We start from the raw sequence: 14,817 nt of genomic DNA, 5'->3' as shown, positions 1-14,817 counted from the left end.
GAGCGCGAATTCATTGACATCACAGACGAAAAATTGGCAGTAATGTTCTCGAATAAAACTGGCTATTGGAGTACGGTTAACCGAATAAAAAAAAACAGGTAGTAATTAGGTATCCAGAAACCAGGTTTTTTTTATAATACCTTCGCCCTTTTTACAGCACGTTGGGCCCTTGTGAAGCGAAACCAACAACTGATTTTAGATTTTAGATTTTAGATGGGAGCAAAAATCTAAAATCTAAAATCTAAAATCTAAAATTTAAAATTGATGGCGTTGGGTACGAGTGCCTCAACCCAACCTACTTTCTTAGAGCATTGTGACTTAGACGCGAAGGTGTTGTTTAAGAAACCGGGTTTCTCGGTGTGATATTTTTTTGGGCACTACTTATTTTTGAGCAATTCTACCATTTTGTGACCGACACCTGCTGCAGAAGCGGGATTTTGGCCTGTGACGAGCCTCTCGCTCGCGACAACATGAGCCTGAAAATTAGGAACTTTCGTAAAATTAGCGCCGCGTTCAATTAATTTCGACTCCAGCAAAAACGGCACTATTTCAGTCAGTTCCACAGCGGCTTCCTCTTCATTAGTAAAAGCAGCCACAGTCTTATTTGCAATCAGGTGCTCACCATCCGACAACTTAAGATTAACTAACGCCGCTGGCCCGTGACAGACAGCACCCACAATGCCACCTGCTTCGTAAATAGCAGCAGCAATCGCAGCAAGTTCCTGGTTATCGGCAAAATCCCACATTGTACCGTGTCCCCCAGCGTAGAAAATAGCGCCATATTCTGCGGGGTCAATTTGTGCAGGATTGAGAGTATTTTCCACTCGCGCCACCTGTTGCAAATCCTCTAAAAAAGCCTTATTTAGCGGATCTTCTAAATCAACCCCAACCATTGGAGCTTTACCGCCTTTGGGGCTGACAAAATCTACCGTTAATCCGGCCTGAGTAAATGCGTCCAAGGGATGCGTCAGCTCTGGGAGATAAAAACCAGTTTCTTTACCAGTGTCGCCCAATGTACCGTGGCTGGTTAAAACAATCAGAACTTTTTGGCTAGTCATCGTCTATTCCTCTTACTATCAGGTGTGTTTGTGCCTGTTGTTCTGATCCTAGGTGGAATTTATCTAAAATACAAATTATAAAATTTTAGAGCTGGTATAAATCTATTTATGATTAACTTTGAATGGTATCGCAGCTTTATCGAAGTTTACCGCGGGGGAACCGTATCGGGGGCCGCCCAAGTTCTCCTCCTCACGCAACCGGCTGTTAGCCAACACGTCGCAGCCCTAGAGTCAGCTTTGGGAAATCCCTTGTTTCAAAGGACTCCGAGGCGGATGGTTCCCACGGAAGCGGGACAAAGACTTTATACTCAAATTGCTGGTGCGATCGAGAAACTCGAATCAATTCCCCACAAAAACTCAACATCCCAAACTCCGCAAACAATCAGAATCGGTACGCCCCAAGAATTTTTCACAGAACGAATTCTCGATCGACTACCGCAGGACGATCGCACTTTTTACACCGTGCAATTTGGGTTAACACCAGAGTTAATCCAACAACTCAAAGCAGGAAAGCTAGACATTGTAATTGCCACTCAAAAAATCACTTTATCCGATATTGAATGTCAACTGCTATTCGAGGAAAATTTCTGGCTTATTGGGCCGCCAAATATTGCAAATCCTATTGCTGAAGGAACCAGCCAAGCTGATCTGAATCCACTCGATCAATGGCTTATAACCCAACCTTGGATTGCTTACAGCGAAGAATTGCCGATCGCCCGCCGCTTTTGGCGAGTTGTATTTGGCACAAGAATTGACGTTCATCCGAAACTTATCGTGCCCGATTTAAGAGCAATTAGACAAGCGGTTGTCTTGGGATTTGGCTTTAGCGTTCTTCCCGACTACTTGTGTGCAGATTGGGTGAAAGAAAATCGCTTGACACTTGTTCTCAAACCTGCACAGGCTGTTACCAATCGCATCTGGCTGGCTTTCCGAAAATCTGAAAGACAGTTGCCAAAAATCAAACGGATGTTATAATTTTACCAATTTCAATAATTCTATCAACGCGAGGCATAGCCTCTGGATCTGCGTTACCAGGCACTGCTGGCGAACGAGAATTAAGACTTTATAGCGGTTCTCATTAGGATGACGTACAGGCTCAGAATGCCGAAAAGAAGAAGCTCCTCGTTTGGGGTGTACTGCATCCAATTGCAAACCGCTATCTGAATGTGCCAGTTTTGTAGAAATCCTCGAAGTCAGCCAAGTTGTGGGCGTAGAATTTGAAACGGCTATTATCCGGGTAGATGTTGAAGAAATAGAAGCTGTTAAAAAAAAATAGAAGCTGGCGAAACTAAAAAATAGATGGCGCAACTAAAGCCTCATAAATGTTAGTGGATTCTCCTAAAATTTGACAAGTGAATAGACATACATTCCCATTAGAAAAATGTGTTTGCATAAAGCTGATTAACGTGCTTTCCACCCTACAAGTCCCTACATAAAAAAAACGTCAACTGGCTGAAAAAACAGAGCAACGAACAGCCAGGTTCGCCGAGCCGTTACGAGCCACTGGGATTGACATTGAACAACTATGAAAAAACCTTAATGAGAAGTTAAACCAACCTTATCTTGGTCTTGATGGATGTTTAGTATGCTTTTTTTAAATTCACCGGAAAAGCTGATGCAACTATCACGACGAAAGTTTTTTACCTTGGCAGGAGCGAGCGCTGCTGGCACTTTGATGATTTCTCCTCTAGAAGCGCTTTATGCCAGAAAAGCCAATGGTCAATCAGTATTTGGGGGAGGGTATGGACCACTCGTACCCGATCCGAATGGATTGTTAGATTTACCCCGTGGGTTTCAGTATCGGGCTTTTTCACGAACCGGCGAAATGATGAGCGATGGTTCCCCTGTTCCCGGTGGTCACGATGGCATGGCGGCTTTCCCAGGTCCCCAAAATACGGTGATTCTGGTTCGCAATCACGAACTGAGTCCGAATTCTACAACACAAGTTGTGGGTCCAAATCCTTACGATCCTCTTTGCAAAGGGGGGACAACAACACTACAGGTAGGACCCAATCGTCAGCTCGTCAACCACTACGCTTCGCTTAGCGGTACTTATCGAAATTGTGCGGGCGGGCCGACTCCCTGGGGTTCTTGGATTACTTGCGAGGAGAATACCTCGACTCTGGCGACTAATAGACCTGACAATCCGACCAATGTGTCGAAATCTCACGGCTACAACTTTGAAGTTCCGGCTCAGACAAAGGTTCCTGTGAATCCCGTACCTTTAGTTGCGATGGGACGGTTTAACCATGAAGCGGTGGCGATCGACCCCACAACTGGAATTGTCTACGAGACTGAAGACCGAGCAGATAGCCTCTTCTATCGCTTTATCCCATCTCAACGGAACATTTTAAGGGCAGGGGGCACTCTGCAAGCGCTGAAGATTAAGAATATGGCTCAGGCAAAGACTTTTGCAGGGTTTCCCAAGCGCCAACCGATGCCGGTGGAATGGGTGACAATTGACAATCCTGACCCTGCTACGGATACGGTACGGGTCGAAGGTTTCGGTAAAGGTGCTGCCCAGTTTGCTCGTGGGGAAGGCATCTGGTACGGCAATCGTGAAGTTTATTTCTGTTGTACGAACGGTGGCTCTGTTGATGCCAATGGCAGACCTAACGGATTTGGTCAGGTTTGGCGGTATCTTCCCGATCGAGATATGATCGAACTTTTTGTTGAGGCTAAATCGGCTGACGAACTCGATGGGCCTGACAACATTGTTGTGGCACCTCATGGTGATCTGATTATTTGCGAAGATGGCAATGATGAGCAGTTCGTGGTGGGCGTAACTCCCAACGGGGAACTGTATCATCTGGCCAAAAATGCTATCAACGATCGGGAGTTTGCGGGAGCCTGCTTCTCGCCCGATGGTCAAACTTTGTTCGTTAATATCCAAACCCCAGGCATCACGTTTGCCATTTGGGGCCCTTGGAAGTCTCAACGAGGAGCATAACATTACTGCCTTATAGTGCGAGCATTTTATTTGCCTGTAAAACGCTTAATGTTCGCACTATGCAGAATATGACGAATCACGCCGGATTGTGGCAATATCCGGTGTTGGTTCTCTAGAAAATTATGAAAGTTTAACGGTTTGTGGGAGTTTGAAGAGTTGTGCAATACGTCCGCCAGTCGAAACGAGTGTTTTATTCTCTGGTAATGGTGTCGATCGCCTTTGGCGCTGATTTATCTCAATCTAGTGATTCAGTCGCTCAAATACCCGTTGATTACGTTTGCTATATACAGACGAGTGATGGTCGAACGATCGACTTAGGTAAGCTTTGTGGAAGTAGTGGCAGAGGCCGCCCGATCGCTTTACAGCCAAATGACCAGGACTTTCTTAATAGTTACCAACGATCGTTGAGCAAACGGCTCAATTCAGCCTCATCTGATGCCGTGTCTCGCGTTCAGCGAAATCCCCAAGCCGCTATCGAACGTGCGCGCGGGATATGTAATGCGCTCAGTGCGGGAATGTCGATCGACTTGCTGCAACCTCAAGGCAATGCTGAAGTTGATGCACTTAACGCTCTGGCTCCTAAATATTACTGCCCTGAGTTTGACGACTGAGCAAGGAAGTCTCTGTGGAGCGATCGCCTCTGCCATTACAGGCGCTTCAGAAGTAGGAGCGGCGGCTCGGATTGCCTCTGTGAGCTGCGGGGGGTTACTGTGGCGATTCGGGTGAAAGAAAATCGCTTGACACTTGTCCTCAAACCTGCATAGGCTGTTAACAATTGTATGTGGCTGGCTTTTCGGAAATCTGAAAGACAGTTGCCAAAAATCAAACGGATCTTATAATTTTGCCACTTTCAATAATTCTAAATCGCCCGATCGCCAATAATCTCCAGCAGCCGCGAGGATTCGCTGCGAATTTCAGATCCTTCCTTTAAAAGTAGAGAATCAATTACTTCTCGATCCAATAAATCAACATAATTATCATCGAGTTGGCAGAGTTCAATAACCGCCAGCAAACCAGCCAGTCGCTCCTCATCGGAAGTACCTACAACCATTCTATTAATAGAAGTCAGTAAAACGCGCTCTGGCGGTGAAATAGTTTCTACAAGTTCTGCCGCTGTCTGCCGCACGATCGAATGCTTGTCTCCCAGACATACAAACATCCACTCTAATAATACTTCGTCGCCGTACCCAAATTCCTGATGTCGTAGCTTCCCTAATACTTCCAGGGCGATCGCCCTTACATCCCATTCCTTGTCAGCAAGCAAGCAACCCAGTAGAGGAGCAACAACGGGATTATCTATCTCTCCCAATTTTACAGTAGCATTGTATCTAACATCATTGCGTTCTGAGAGTGTATCAGCAGCAGCCTTTGCTACTTCCGAAGGCCATCTAAAAACATTTCGGATAGAATCTCCCAAGATTAAATCATCACCCCAGAAACTATTTTGAAAATTAGGCTGATGTTCTTCCGATAGAAAGTTTATGTGAGAACTTACTACTGATACACTTCCTGCGATCGTATTGCTAAAATCCGTTGGGCGATCTCCTTCATCAGAAAAACAGCCAATAAATTTTGTTTCATGTAAAGTTGCTCCTTGAAAAGATGTTCCATTCAAGCGACAACCAAAAAACTCACATCCCGATAAATCTAGTTTATCAAAGATACAACCTCTTAAATCGCAACAGATTAGAGAGTCATTCGGCTCGATCGCAAATGGATGCTGCTTGCTTTGCCAATCCATTCCTAAATAACGACTGCGCTTGCTGTCTAACTTAAGCATTACTTTATTTCCCCAATTGTTCTTTCCAAGGTTTTGCCCATCTGGGAATCTCCGGTTCATCGCTGTTGCGGTAGTCTTCAGCCCATTTTAGCGCCTCTTCCATCTTGACAATTTCCTGCTCAATTTTTTGCTGTGCCTCAGAGGACAACTTTGCTAAATGCCTCCGCAGTCCCTTAATGTACTGCTGGCACTTTCCAGCGTGGAGGGTGCTATCTTTTAGCGACTGCGGTGGATTTCCTACGCCTCCTTCAAATTGTTCCTTCATTACCATGAAAGCACAACTTCCATCACCGTACTCTGCTCCCTCCCTGTAAAGGTCATTCATCACTTCCTGAGCTTTATCTACTGCTAGAGCTTCGGCACGCGGTAGCCAAGTCTCTCGATTTTGAATTAATTGAGCCTCTGAGGTTGTAGGGGGAGTCCTGAGTTTTTTCAGTGGATTTGATTGCTCGTTATTGCCCTTTGGATTCATCTGTTACTGGATTCCCAATTCCCGATCGCCCTCTACCAAAAATCCCCCGCTACAGCGTTACCATAGCGAGGGATTTTTGTCAACCTACCAACTCAATTTTCTTGCAGTTTGTTGTTAGCTTCTGTCAGTAGCAGCTACTGGCTCAAAGCTTGGAACCACCAACTCATCATTCTGCTTGGTGAGTTGATTGTACAGCCTTTCGGTATTCGGGAAATTCGCAGCAGGCAGAGTCGGAAAGCGACGGTAAGGAACAGTATCCTCGCCAAACGCCTCGGCATATTCAACGCTGTTCAACATCGCGTTGATAAAGCCCTTAATCCCTTTACTTGCCAAGATTTGGTTGTACGTCCGAATCTCCGCTTGATTGCGGGGAGCGCGGCCCAAGAAGTGCTTGGTTCCCAACTCAATCACCTTAGTATTGGGATAAGGTGCGTAGAACTGTTTGATGTACAGCGACGAGGAACCCAAAGCCTCAATGAACTCCTTGAGATTGATTTCATTGTTGCCCAGTTTGCTTTCCAGCGCCGTGAATTCATTCTTCACAACATACGGGTTGATGTCGCGCTCAAAAATTTGACGGTAAGCAGCTTGAATTAAAGTTTTCAAAGCTACTTTGTCCGAAGTAGTCGTCAGCTTGAACACCTTAGTTTGTTCGCGCCGCTTGCTGACACCTTGAGCGAGGCTATTTTGTAACTCGAATTCGCCCCGATCGAGCGCAGTGCCGAGTTCGATAAACCGAGGAGTTTCTGGCGTCTGAGCTTGGACATTTTGCTCAGCGACGGAACCCGAGCGCATCGTCCGCATCGACAAACCACCGGGAGTCACATAGCGCTCGTAGGGCACTGTATCTTCCCCAAAAGCTTCGTTGTACTCCGTGCTGTCCAGGATGCTATCGACCAGCGCGTAGAAACCCTTCTTGGCGCAAATGTCAAAGTAAGCGTTCATTTCCTGGCGGCCATAGGTAGGGCGTCCCAGGAGTCGGCGGTGAATGTACTCGATCGCCTTACAAACGTAAAGCTTGCTCCAGTACATATTGCGGAACACGTCAGACTTCGCCAACATCCGAATAAACTCGCGCATCGGAATCTCGCCGTTTTCCAGCTTAATTTCCGCTACCTTTTGGCGCTGGCCGTCGAACACATCGCGACCAAACACTTGCAGGTAAGCAGCCCGAATCACCGCTTGGGTGGAACTTTCGGTAAATTTGACACTGGAAGCATTGCTGTAGCTGCTAGAGACACCGCGGGCAGTTTTCTTGGAAGCAACATAGTTGCTCGGTAACTGGTCTAATTTAAAGACCTTGGGACCCAGAGAACCAGGAGCAGCACCGCGAGCCGCCGGATTGCTCAACTGATTGTCAATACCTGCACCTTGACGGATCAGGATGCGGCGGGTGTCCTTGCCGAAGGGAGCCGGACGGCTCTTGGGGTTGCGAGTTTCTTTCGGGAAAATCGCGCCAAACTGAATTTCTAACGGATCATTGCCAACACCGTAAACGTGCTGGTCTGGCAGAGGCTGGTTGTAGCCAGCAAACAAGGTGATGAACTGAGGAACCTTGCGGAACGGAGCGCTGAAATTGAACAAATCAATTTGCGGGCCCCAGTTGCGACATTCCTGAGCTTCTTGGCCCAAACCGCGCAGGTAAGGCACTGTTTCTTCGCCGAAGTAATCGGAATACTCCTGGGAATAAACCATCGCGTCTACGAGGGCTGGCAGGCCGCCTTTGCTGACGATCGCAAAATACTTGCTAAATTCCTCCCGCGAGCTCAAACCGCGACCTAGGAAGTGACGAGCGGCTAATTCTACAGCACGGCTGTTGACAAACGGCTCGTAGAATTGCTGACGGTAAAGAGGAGATTTGCCAAGACGACGAATAAACTCTTTCATCGAGATTTCGCCATTTTTGACCTTGGATTCCAGGTCAGAAATGCTTTGGCTGTATGCGCGGGTAATATCGCGCTCGAATACTTGGCGGTAAGCTGCTTTGATTACTTCGAGCTTTTCGGCCGACGACAGACCGGTTTTCATGACGAATTTCGACCGTCGCTCGGCTGCGTTGAAGTAGATTTGGGGCAGTTGCAGCCCTTGCTGGTCGTTGCTTTCGCGCTGCCGCACCTTGTCTGAAGGTGTGGGAGCTTTGAATTCGGTAATTGCTACGTCGAAATACTGTCCGACGATCGCACTTGCCTCTGCATTGTTTCTGAAATAGCCCAAGGATGCTGCCTTCATTTCCTGCATTGCCACAATTGTGGCCGCCGAAGAGCAAGCATTTTCGATGATTTCCCGCAATCCGCGCACGTTCACCGAAATAATATTCGGGTCGCCAGCGACAATTGCGTAGGTGATGTAGCGCAAAAACCAGCTCAAATCCCGCAGAGATTTGGTCATGTTGCCCGGGCCGTAGCGCGAGACATTGATCGGCTGAAATCCTGCGGGGATTGGGCCGCTGTAGCCGCCACCGTTGCCAGAAAATAGATTTCCTAGCCCCAAGAAACCACCGCCGCCACCGCCGTTGCCACCGCCTGCGCGGCTTTCTACGTAGGTGACATTTCCTAGTTTCATGCCTTCAGAGACATTCGCCGTACCGCCGCGAGCCGCGCCTGCTACAGCCATCGCAGGTTCTTGTGGTCTTTCCAAAAATGCCAGCGGGGAACCGCCGGTAAAAATCCGGTTGGCTGCGCGGGATACTATCAGTTCCGAGTTTTGGGTCAGCGTCGCAGAGATATCGATCCGAAGAGCCCCGGAACTGAAATAACTTGCTAGTTCGCTGAGTTCGCCCCGCTGTAGAAAGCGGTCTTGCTGTTCTGCTTGCGAAATTGTTGCGACCGGTACAGTTTGATATAGTTGCGGACGCGCAACCGAGCTTCCACCACTTGCCTTTACAGTCATTAGACTCCTTAGCTCCCTATCCAAATAGTTGCAGCATTTAACCAGACTAACCTTGCCTTCTGATGCAGGTCAAAGTAGGTATTTTTGCTTTGTTTACTTTTTGCCTTTACCTGTCACGAGGTTCGGGCGCGCTTACTTTCTTAGATTAAAATGTTTTGGTTTCATCTTTCTGCCTGCCGGGAAATGTCCGATCCGAAGGCAGGCACGGGGTACTCCCTCCGCTGCGATCCGCCGGTATACCCGTGGAAAAAAAGACTCGGCAGGAGAGTTGCCTTTGGGCGATTGCAGCAAGTGCCGTCAATTAAGGGAAAAGAAAATCAAAAATTTCTTCTGCCTTTTTCTCTTGCCTTTAACTTTCTGCTTAAAGACGCCTCCGCTTTACCCGACAGTTCAGCGGTGGGTTATTGACAGTCCTCGTTTGTGAAAAAGCCTGCCGAGATTTATTGTATAGATTTAAGAGAGCGTATATGAGAAAAAATGATAAGTTTTATTACGCAGAAGCTGTCAGGGCTTGGCTACCAGGGGTTAGTCGATCGCCCGATCGCTCTCTCTTAGGCTTCCCAACTTGGCGAGACGCCACTTTGGTTGCCAGTAACGCAGCAATAGAAGTGCATCGCGTCGCGCTGTTCGTCCGTAGCTACTGACAACCAATCTCAAAACCCACGCACTATTACCTCACCTATGGATACTACGCCTGATATCAGTGCTGCCGTGCGGCGGCTTTACGATACTTTCCCTTTCCCGCCCGATCCTTTGTCAGATGAACCGCCCCCTGGGTACAACTGGCGCTGGAGTTGGCCTGATGCTTACAATTTTTGCACTGGCCAAAAGCCGCCAAAACTCGATATTCGGATTTTAGATGCTGGCTGCGGCACTGGTTCGAGCACCGATTATCTGATTCACCTCAATCCTGAAGCTTCGGTAACGGCGATCGACCTGAGTGCGGGTGCTTTGAAGGTAGCACAAGAACGCTGTCGGCGATCGGGGGCCCGCGAAGCTGATTTTCGCCACCTCAGCCTGTACGATGCCGCCGAGTTAGAGGGCGAGTTTGATTTGATCAACTGCGTGGGCGTGTTGCACCACTTACCCGATCCGATCCGGGGCATTCAAGCGCTGGCGGCGAAGTTGGCCGAGGGCGGTTTGATGCACATTTTTGTGTATGCTGAGCTCGGACGCTGGGAAATTCAACTCATGCAAAGGGCGATCGCCCTTCTCCAAGGCCCGAAAAAAGGTGACTATCCCGATGGTGTGAAACTCGGTCGTCAAATCTTTGCTTCTTTACCAGAAAACAACCGTCTTATCAAGTACGAAAAACAGCGTTGGGCAGGAGAAAATCAGCGAGACGAATGTTTTGCTGATATGTACGTTCACCCGCAGGAAATTGACTACAATATTGAGACTTTGTTCGAGTTAATTGACGCTTCGGGATTGGAATTTATCGGTTTCTCAAATCCGGGATATTGGCAGTTAGAAAGACTTTTGGGGAAAGCGCCGGAATTGATAGAAAGAGCTCAGGGTTTGACGGAACGAGAGCTTTATCGATTAATTGAATTGTTGGATACCGAAATCACTCATTACGAGTTTTTCTTGGGCAAAAAGCCTGTTAATAAGATTGATTGGTCGGACGATAAGGCACTTTTGGCGGCAATTCCAGAGTTGAGTGGTTGTATGCACGGTTGGCCTAGTCAACAAGTGTTTGATTGCAATTACCAATTGGTCAATTTGTCAAGTGCGGAATTTGAGTTTTTGCAAGGTTGCAATACCAGAACTGTGGGAGAGATTTTGGCGGATGTGGAGATGGGATTGGATGAAGTGCGATCGATCTTATCAAAACAGCTAATTTTGCTCACACCCGGTAAAATCTAAGGGCGGGCAAGATGCTTAACTCCTACTCCCCACAATCAAATTAGCCTTTTGTGGAACAGGCATCTTGCCTGTTCTTTGCTCGGAGTATAATTTATGTTAAATTCCCAATTAATCAAGGTTTTACAGTTGGAGGATTAACAGCCGTAATTTGTGAATAACGAGCGAAATCAGCAATGTTAAAAGTTAGGATATGGGTTAAACCATGAACTAGCATAGCAGCAACTAGCCGCGCATCATGAACGTTAACACCTATAACCTTATACGTTATCACCAGTCGCTCCCATTCTTGATAAATTGCTTCGGTATCCAACAACAGAGGAAAAAGCTGTTTTAAGCGATTAATTTCTGCCTCTGCTTCTGTTGCAGTACGCCCTCATCCATTTCTCTGGATCGGGCGCGTGCAAACGTTCCAAAACTCGATCAAATTTTGGGGTACGATATAAAGTTGTTCCCCGCGATCGCGCAGAGTAATCACGGCATTAACGGCATCAGGATTCATTGGGTGTGCTGTATCGATGCTACGCAGCAGTATGTTAGTATCTACGAGAAACGGCATTTAACCTCTGTCTCCATAAATGCTCTCTCTGCTAATAGCTTCATCTGAAAGAGTGGGGAGATTTAGGGTACGATGACTGTCAACCCATTCTTGAAATGCTATTGACCATTCTGTTGGGGTAGCTGTTTCATAAAATGGAGGTTGTTGAGGTTCAATTAGCTGTTTGAGCATCGCATCTAGTAATGGTTTAATCTGATCCGCCGTGCGGTTGGTGATTTTTCCCAAAACTTGAGTAATCGTCTGTATCTCTTGTTCGTGAGATTGCTGAAGATTGTGCAGCATAATTATCCTTGAGTGCAAGTTTTTGGGCTGATGATAACAAAATCGATCGCACTTTTTAAATTGATTTGAATATTATAACTGTAGCGCAAAGCCTAGGAAGTAGGCGATTGCTCGTTCCCAGGCTCTAGCCTGGGAACCAGTTAATCCTGGATGCACGTACTAGGATTTTCTGTTATTGCGAAGGTAGTGAAGCAATCTCAAAGCTGACGCACCTTTCCCAAATCCCAAATCCCAAATGGATTGACACAGGCCCCCGTCTGCGGCTACGCTTTGAAGTTAGAGGTTGCTTTGCTTGTAGAGGAAGTAACCCGCGTCGCCCAAAAATCTAGTTGCACTGCCCAAAGCTGTTGGTAGCAGCAATGGACAGCTCACCGCCAAACTGGTATCAGCAGTCTGGAGGCTAACGGAGTATGATAACACTCTCTGTAGCCGCCCTGCTATGCGTTGAAAAGCGGGGCGGCTGGGTTTTTGGGTTTTTCTAGAAAACCCAAAACCAGGAGAACATAATTATGTCACAGGAATTCTTGCCTGACGACAACAAATTTGCACGGCCAAATGACGACTCAGCAGCAGAATCGGAACAGGATGTGGTTTGTGTAACGGTGACAGGTTCGCCCAAGGGTGTCAGGGAAACCATACTCACTTTGTACCGTCTGGGATTTGCCGAAGTCGGCGATTGGAGTCCCGTACAGCGTGCAGCCAATCCGAACCAAGTCATGAGTGTGCTGATTCGCCGTCGGAAGCGCAAAGCGTAGGTGTTTGCTCGTTCCCAGGCTAAGGCCTGGGAACACATTCCATGAGCATCTGCCTCCTGTTTTTGTTTTTATCCGTTAGCGAGGCAGAGCCTCTGGATCTCGGTGTCCAGGCTAGAGCCTGGGAACCAGTTAAGAAGACCAACAAAAAAAGCTATAGGTTGCGATTAATTCTTTGAATCGGTCGGACGTAATTTGTATTAGCTCTAACCCAGCAGCGAAATCGACTGAATGAAGTACCAACCCATAGCCAAGGTTTTCCCCGTCGGTCAAGAGAAATTCCAACAGTATCAAATCTTTCTCCAGGTGGCATAACTCTATCAACGGGCAACTCAAGCATATCCAGTCGGTTACTCGGACCAGTCCTATCTTGACAGCGAACATTCAAACCTTCTGGATCTACGGCTTCCCACACCCAAGGCATGACTACACTATTTCCGTTGACAATGCGGTAGTCTCCATTTTTGTCAGCCTCTGGATATGTGTTGGGATTTTGAACTTGGAGCAACGGAGTAGCGACACTCCCACCAGAAAAAGAAGGAAAGAAAACTCCGGCAGTAGAGATTAGACCAATCAAAAGATTTTTAAACATAAGAACGATATACCTCACCTGACCCAAAAACCCTATACACCTGAAGGTTTAACGTAAAAAAGCTAGACCCGCAACCGCTCCAACCTTACCAACACTCCCACCGCTCCGACCGTGCCAGCGAAACGATCGCCAAACTTGCCAACCCTGCCAGCCGTAGCAGTGTGACAGTCCGAACACATTCCAGGACGCTCTGCCTCCTGTTTTTATTTTTATCCGTTAGCGAGGCAGAGCCTCTGGATCTCGGTTCCCAGGCCAAGAGCCTGGGAACCAGTTAAGAAGATCAACAAATATCAGGCACGTTACTTTACTAAATCAGGAAAGAGTGATTTCCTGATTTAGAGCGTCAAACATCTAGAACTGTGTGTATGTACAAGTGATGGAAGGATATCGAAAACTTTACTTTACTAAGTTTAATTAAAGATCGTTATAAGCCTCATCATTCCAATATTCATCTTCTAAACTGAATGAACTTTCGTTTGTCACGTGACCTAACAAAAATCCATCAACATGGCTTAAACGACCTCTCCAAAAACCCCAATCGGTTGTTCTAGTTCTAGAATTGCCAAATTGAATCTCCGCACTTGATAAATAGATAAATTCTTGATTTCTCAGTTTTCTTCCTTCTCTAAAGGAATCTAAAAATTTAACTCTACTTTCATCTGTAGGATAAATACTAATAGCCTTCTTGATATGTTTTCTTATGTTTACAAAATACCAATTTTCATTACTCAACCACCCTTTAACAACTATACCTTGAACAAAAAGAGTGATGGGAATAGTTATGCTATCTTGATACGCTAGTTCTACCAGTTCCATTAAAAACAAATCTGAATCGGATGAGAGGAAACTTTTTTCTTGACCAGTATAAGATGTGTCTAAATCCTTTTTATTTTCAAATTCTACAACGTACTCAATTCTTACTATAAACTTAGCCTTCTCAACCTCATCAACAATTATCCTTTCTTCTTTAAGAATTTTTGATTTATTTTTAACTCTAGCTTCAACAATGTAATCTAGCTCTAAAGATAAAGATGTAATATTACTAATTTTAATTAACTCACCTACTTCTAAACCTAAGTCAAAATCGTACCTAGCGACCTCTGTCAAAGTAAAACTATCTTCAACAGATTGAAATAAAGAATCCTTTCTAAAGGTAGGCATCATTATATGTGAAGTAATCATACAGAACATTCCTAAATTACAGTAAAGTAGTTTAACACAAAACATTTTTAAAGACATCAACTATTTACATCTCGACACTTGATGCAAAAAAGCTAGACTGACACAACCCCGCCACCGCTCCAACACTCCGACAGCGCTAGACCCGCAACATTCCCACCGTGGCAAGGTGCAACCGCTCCGACACTGCCAACACTCCGAGCCGTGTCAGACGTGCTTAGGGTGCAATTGTGGCAGCCGTGCCAGTGCCAGACGTGCAATCGATCCCAAAACCTCACAACAGGGCGTCTATCCTGCAATTTTGGAGCCGTGCCACCCATGTCAGCCGTGGCAAGTGTCGAGCCGATCGCCCCGTGTCGATCGGACAGTGCTACCCAGCTTGTTAATTCAATGAAAATCACTGCGGCCGCCGCTTCCCTCCGATGTGTAAATATTTTAATA

Annotated in this window: 18 protein-coding genes; 8 read left to right on the top strand and 10 right to left on the bottom strand. The window is 46.5% G+C overall.

Features of this window, described 5'->3' with window-relative positions; genetic code table 11:
• Nucleotides 1-377: 377 nt before the first annotated feature.
• Nucleotides 378-1,058, bottom strand: coding sequence for a type 1 glutamine amidotransferase domain-containing protein (locus QUA04_RS02215; RefSeq protein WP_333253343.1), 681 nt, complete (start codon nucleotides 1,056-1,058; stop codon nucleotides 378-380).
• Between the two features lie 108 nt (nucleotides 1,059-1,166).
• Between QUA04_RS02215 and QUA04_RS02210 the strand changes: the two genes are divergently transcribed.
• From QUA04_RS02210 to QUA04_RS02195, 4 genes are all read left to right on the top strand, one after another.
• Entirely contained in the window at nucleotides 1,167-2,033 is an 867-nt protein-coding gene (locus tag QUA04_RS02210) for a LysR family transcriptional regulator (RefSeq protein ID WP_333253341.1), read from the top strand.
• 151 nt (nucleotides 2,034-2,184) lie between these two features.
• A complete protein-coding gene (locus QUA04_RS02205) occupies nucleotides 2,185-2,334 on the top strand; it encodes a hypothetical protein (RefSeq protein ID WP_333253339.1) in 150 nt (49 codons plus the stop codon).
• Between the two features lie 339 nt (nucleotides 2,335-2,673).
• Nucleotides 2,674-4,008 carry an alkaline phosphatase PhoX gene (locus QUA04_RS02200; RefSeq protein ID WP_333253336.1) on the top strand — a complete coding sequence of 445 codons (1,335 nt, stop codon included), beginning with the start codon at nucleotides 2,674-2,676 and terminating at the stop codon, nucleotides 4,006-4,008.
• Nucleotides 4,009-4,166: 158 nt separating this feature from the next.
• Nucleotides 4,167-4,619, top strand: a complete 453-nt coding sequence (locus QUA04_RS02195) for a DUF732 domain-containing protein (RefSeq protein ID WP_333253334.1) — start codon at nucleotides 4,167-4,169, stop codon at nucleotides 4,617-4,619.
• 248 nt (nucleotides 4,620-4,867) lie between these two features.
• Here QUA04_RS02195 and QUA04_RS02190 read toward each other — a convergent pair whose 3' ends face one another.
• The 3 genes from QUA04_RS02190 to QUA04_RS02180 form a co-directional block, all read right to left on the bottom strand.
• Nucleotides 4,868-5,788: a pentapeptide repeat-containing protein gene (locus QUA04_RS02190; protein WP_333253332.1), complete on the bottom strand. Its 921-nt coding sequence runs from the start codon at nucleotides 5,786-5,788 to the stop codon at nucleotides 4,868-4,870.
• Between the two features lie 4 nt (nucleotides 5,789-5,792).
• Complete coding sequence (locus QUA04_RS02185; protein WP_333253329.1) at nucleotides 5,793-6,260, bottom strand: hypothetical protein; 468 nt, start codon at nucleotides 6,258-6,260, stop codon at nucleotides 5,793-5,795.
• A gap of 114 nt (nucleotides 6,261-6,374) precedes the next feature.
• Nucleotides 6,375-9,149, bottom strand: a complete 2,775-nt coding sequence (locus tag QUA04_RS02180; protein WP_333253326.1) for a phycobilisome rod-core linker polypeptide — start codon at nucleotides 9,147-9,149, stop codon at nucleotides 6,375-6,377.
• Between the two features lie 183 nt (nucleotides 9,150-9,332).
• On the opposite strand from QUA04_RS02180, the gene QUA04_RS02175 reads away from it, so the two are divergent.
• Genes QUA04_RS02175 through QUA04_RS02165 form a run of 3 tightly spaced genes read left to right on the top strand, consistent with a single transcriptional unit; the run spans nucleotide 9,333 to nucleotide 11,015 of the window.
• Nucleotides 9,333-9,557, top strand: coding sequence for a hypothetical protein (locus tag QUA04_RS02175; protein WP_333253325.1), 225 nt, complete (start codon nucleotides 9,333-9,335; stop codon nucleotides 9,555-9,557).
• 59 nt (nucleotides 9,558-9,616) lie between these two features.
• Nucleotides 9,617-9,793, top strand: a complete 177-nt coding sequence (locus QUA04_RS02170) for a hypothetical protein (RefSeq protein ID WP_333048382.1) — start codon at nucleotides 9,617-9,619, stop codon at nucleotides 9,791-9,793.
• Between the two features lie 37 nt (nucleotides 9,794-9,830).
• Nucleotides 9,831-11,015 carry a class I SAM-dependent methyltransferase gene (locus tag QUA04_RS02165; protein WP_333253323.1) on the top strand — a complete coding sequence of 395 codons (1,185 nt, stop codon included), beginning with the start codon at nucleotides 9,831-9,833 and terminating at the stop codon, nucleotides 11,013-11,015.
• A 373-nt stretch (nucleotides 11,016-11,388) separates the two neighbouring features.
• Here the strand turns inward: QUA04_RS02165 and QUA04_RS02160 are convergent, their stop codons facing one another.
• The 3 genes from QUA04_RS02160 to QUA04_RS02150 all read right to left on the bottom strand — a co-directional run bounded on the left by QUA04_RS02160 (nucleotide 11,389) and on the right by QUA04_RS02150 (nucleotide 12,273).
• Nucleotides 11,389-11,571 carry a hypothetical protein gene (locus QUA04_RS02160; RefSeq protein ID WP_333253321.1) on the bottom strand — a complete coding sequence of 61 codons (183 nt, stop codon included), beginning with the start codon at nucleotides 11,569-11,571 and terminating at the stop codon, nucleotides 11,389-11,391.
• Nucleotides 11,572-11,853 carry a hypothetical protein gene (locus QUA04_RS02155; RefSeq protein WP_333179978.1) on the bottom strand — a complete coding sequence of 94 codons (282 nt, stop codon included), beginning with the start codon at nucleotides 11,851-11,853 and terminating at the stop codon, nucleotides 11,572-11,574.
• A gap of 276 nt (nucleotides 11,854-12,129) precedes the next feature.
• Entirely contained in the window at nucleotides 12,130-12,273 is a 144-nt protein-coding gene (locus tag QUA04_RS02150; RefSeq protein ID WP_333253319.1) for a hypothetical protein, read from the bottom strand.
• A gap of 89 nt (nucleotides 12,274-12,362) precedes the next feature.
• On the opposite strand from QUA04_RS02150, the gene QUA04_RS02145 reads away from it, so the two are divergent.
• Complete coding sequence (locus QUA04_RS02145; RefSeq protein WP_333253317.1) at nucleotides 12,363-12,608, top strand: hypothetical protein; 246 nt, start codon at nucleotides 12,363-12,365, stop codon at nucleotides 12,606-12,608.
• Nucleotides 12,609-12,759: 151 nt separating this feature from the next.
• On the opposite strand, the gene QUA04_RS02140 is transcribed toward QUA04_RS02145, so the two are convergent.
• The 3 genes from QUA04_RS02140 to QUA04_RS02130 all read right to left on the bottom strand — a co-directional run bounded on the left by QUA04_RS02140 (nucleotide 12,760) and on the right by QUA04_RS02130 (nucleotide 14,777).
• A complete protein-coding gene (locus tag QUA04_RS02140; RefSeq protein ID WP_333214099.1) occupies nucleotides 12,760-13,197 on the bottom strand; it encodes a hypothetical protein in 438 nt (145 codons plus the stop codon).
• Between the two features lie 414 nt (nucleotides 13,198-13,611).
• The gene (locus tag QUA04_RS02135) at nucleotides 13,612-14,379 is read right to left on the bottom strand and encodes a hypothetical protein (RefSeq protein ID WP_333253315.1); all 768 of its coding nucleotides are present in this window, start codon (nucleotides 14,377-14,379) and stop codon (nucleotides 13,612-13,614) included.
• A gap of 92 nt (nucleotides 14,380-14,471) precedes the next feature.
• Nucleotides 14,472-14,777, bottom strand: a complete 306-nt coding sequence (locus QUA04_RS02130) for a hypothetical protein (protein WP_333253313.1) — start codon at nucleotides 14,775-14,777, stop codon at nucleotides 14,472-14,474.
• Nucleotides 14,778-14,817: the final 40 nt, after the last annotated feature.

Source organism: Microcoleus sp. S13_C5, from assembly GCF_036700845.1.
Classification (GTDB): Bacteria; Cyanobacteriota; Cyanobacteriia; order Cyanobacteriales; family Microcoleaceae; genus Microcoleus.
The sequence above is the reverse complement of the archived record's forward strand: the minus strand, read 5'-3'. Positions and strand labels throughout refer to the sequence as shown.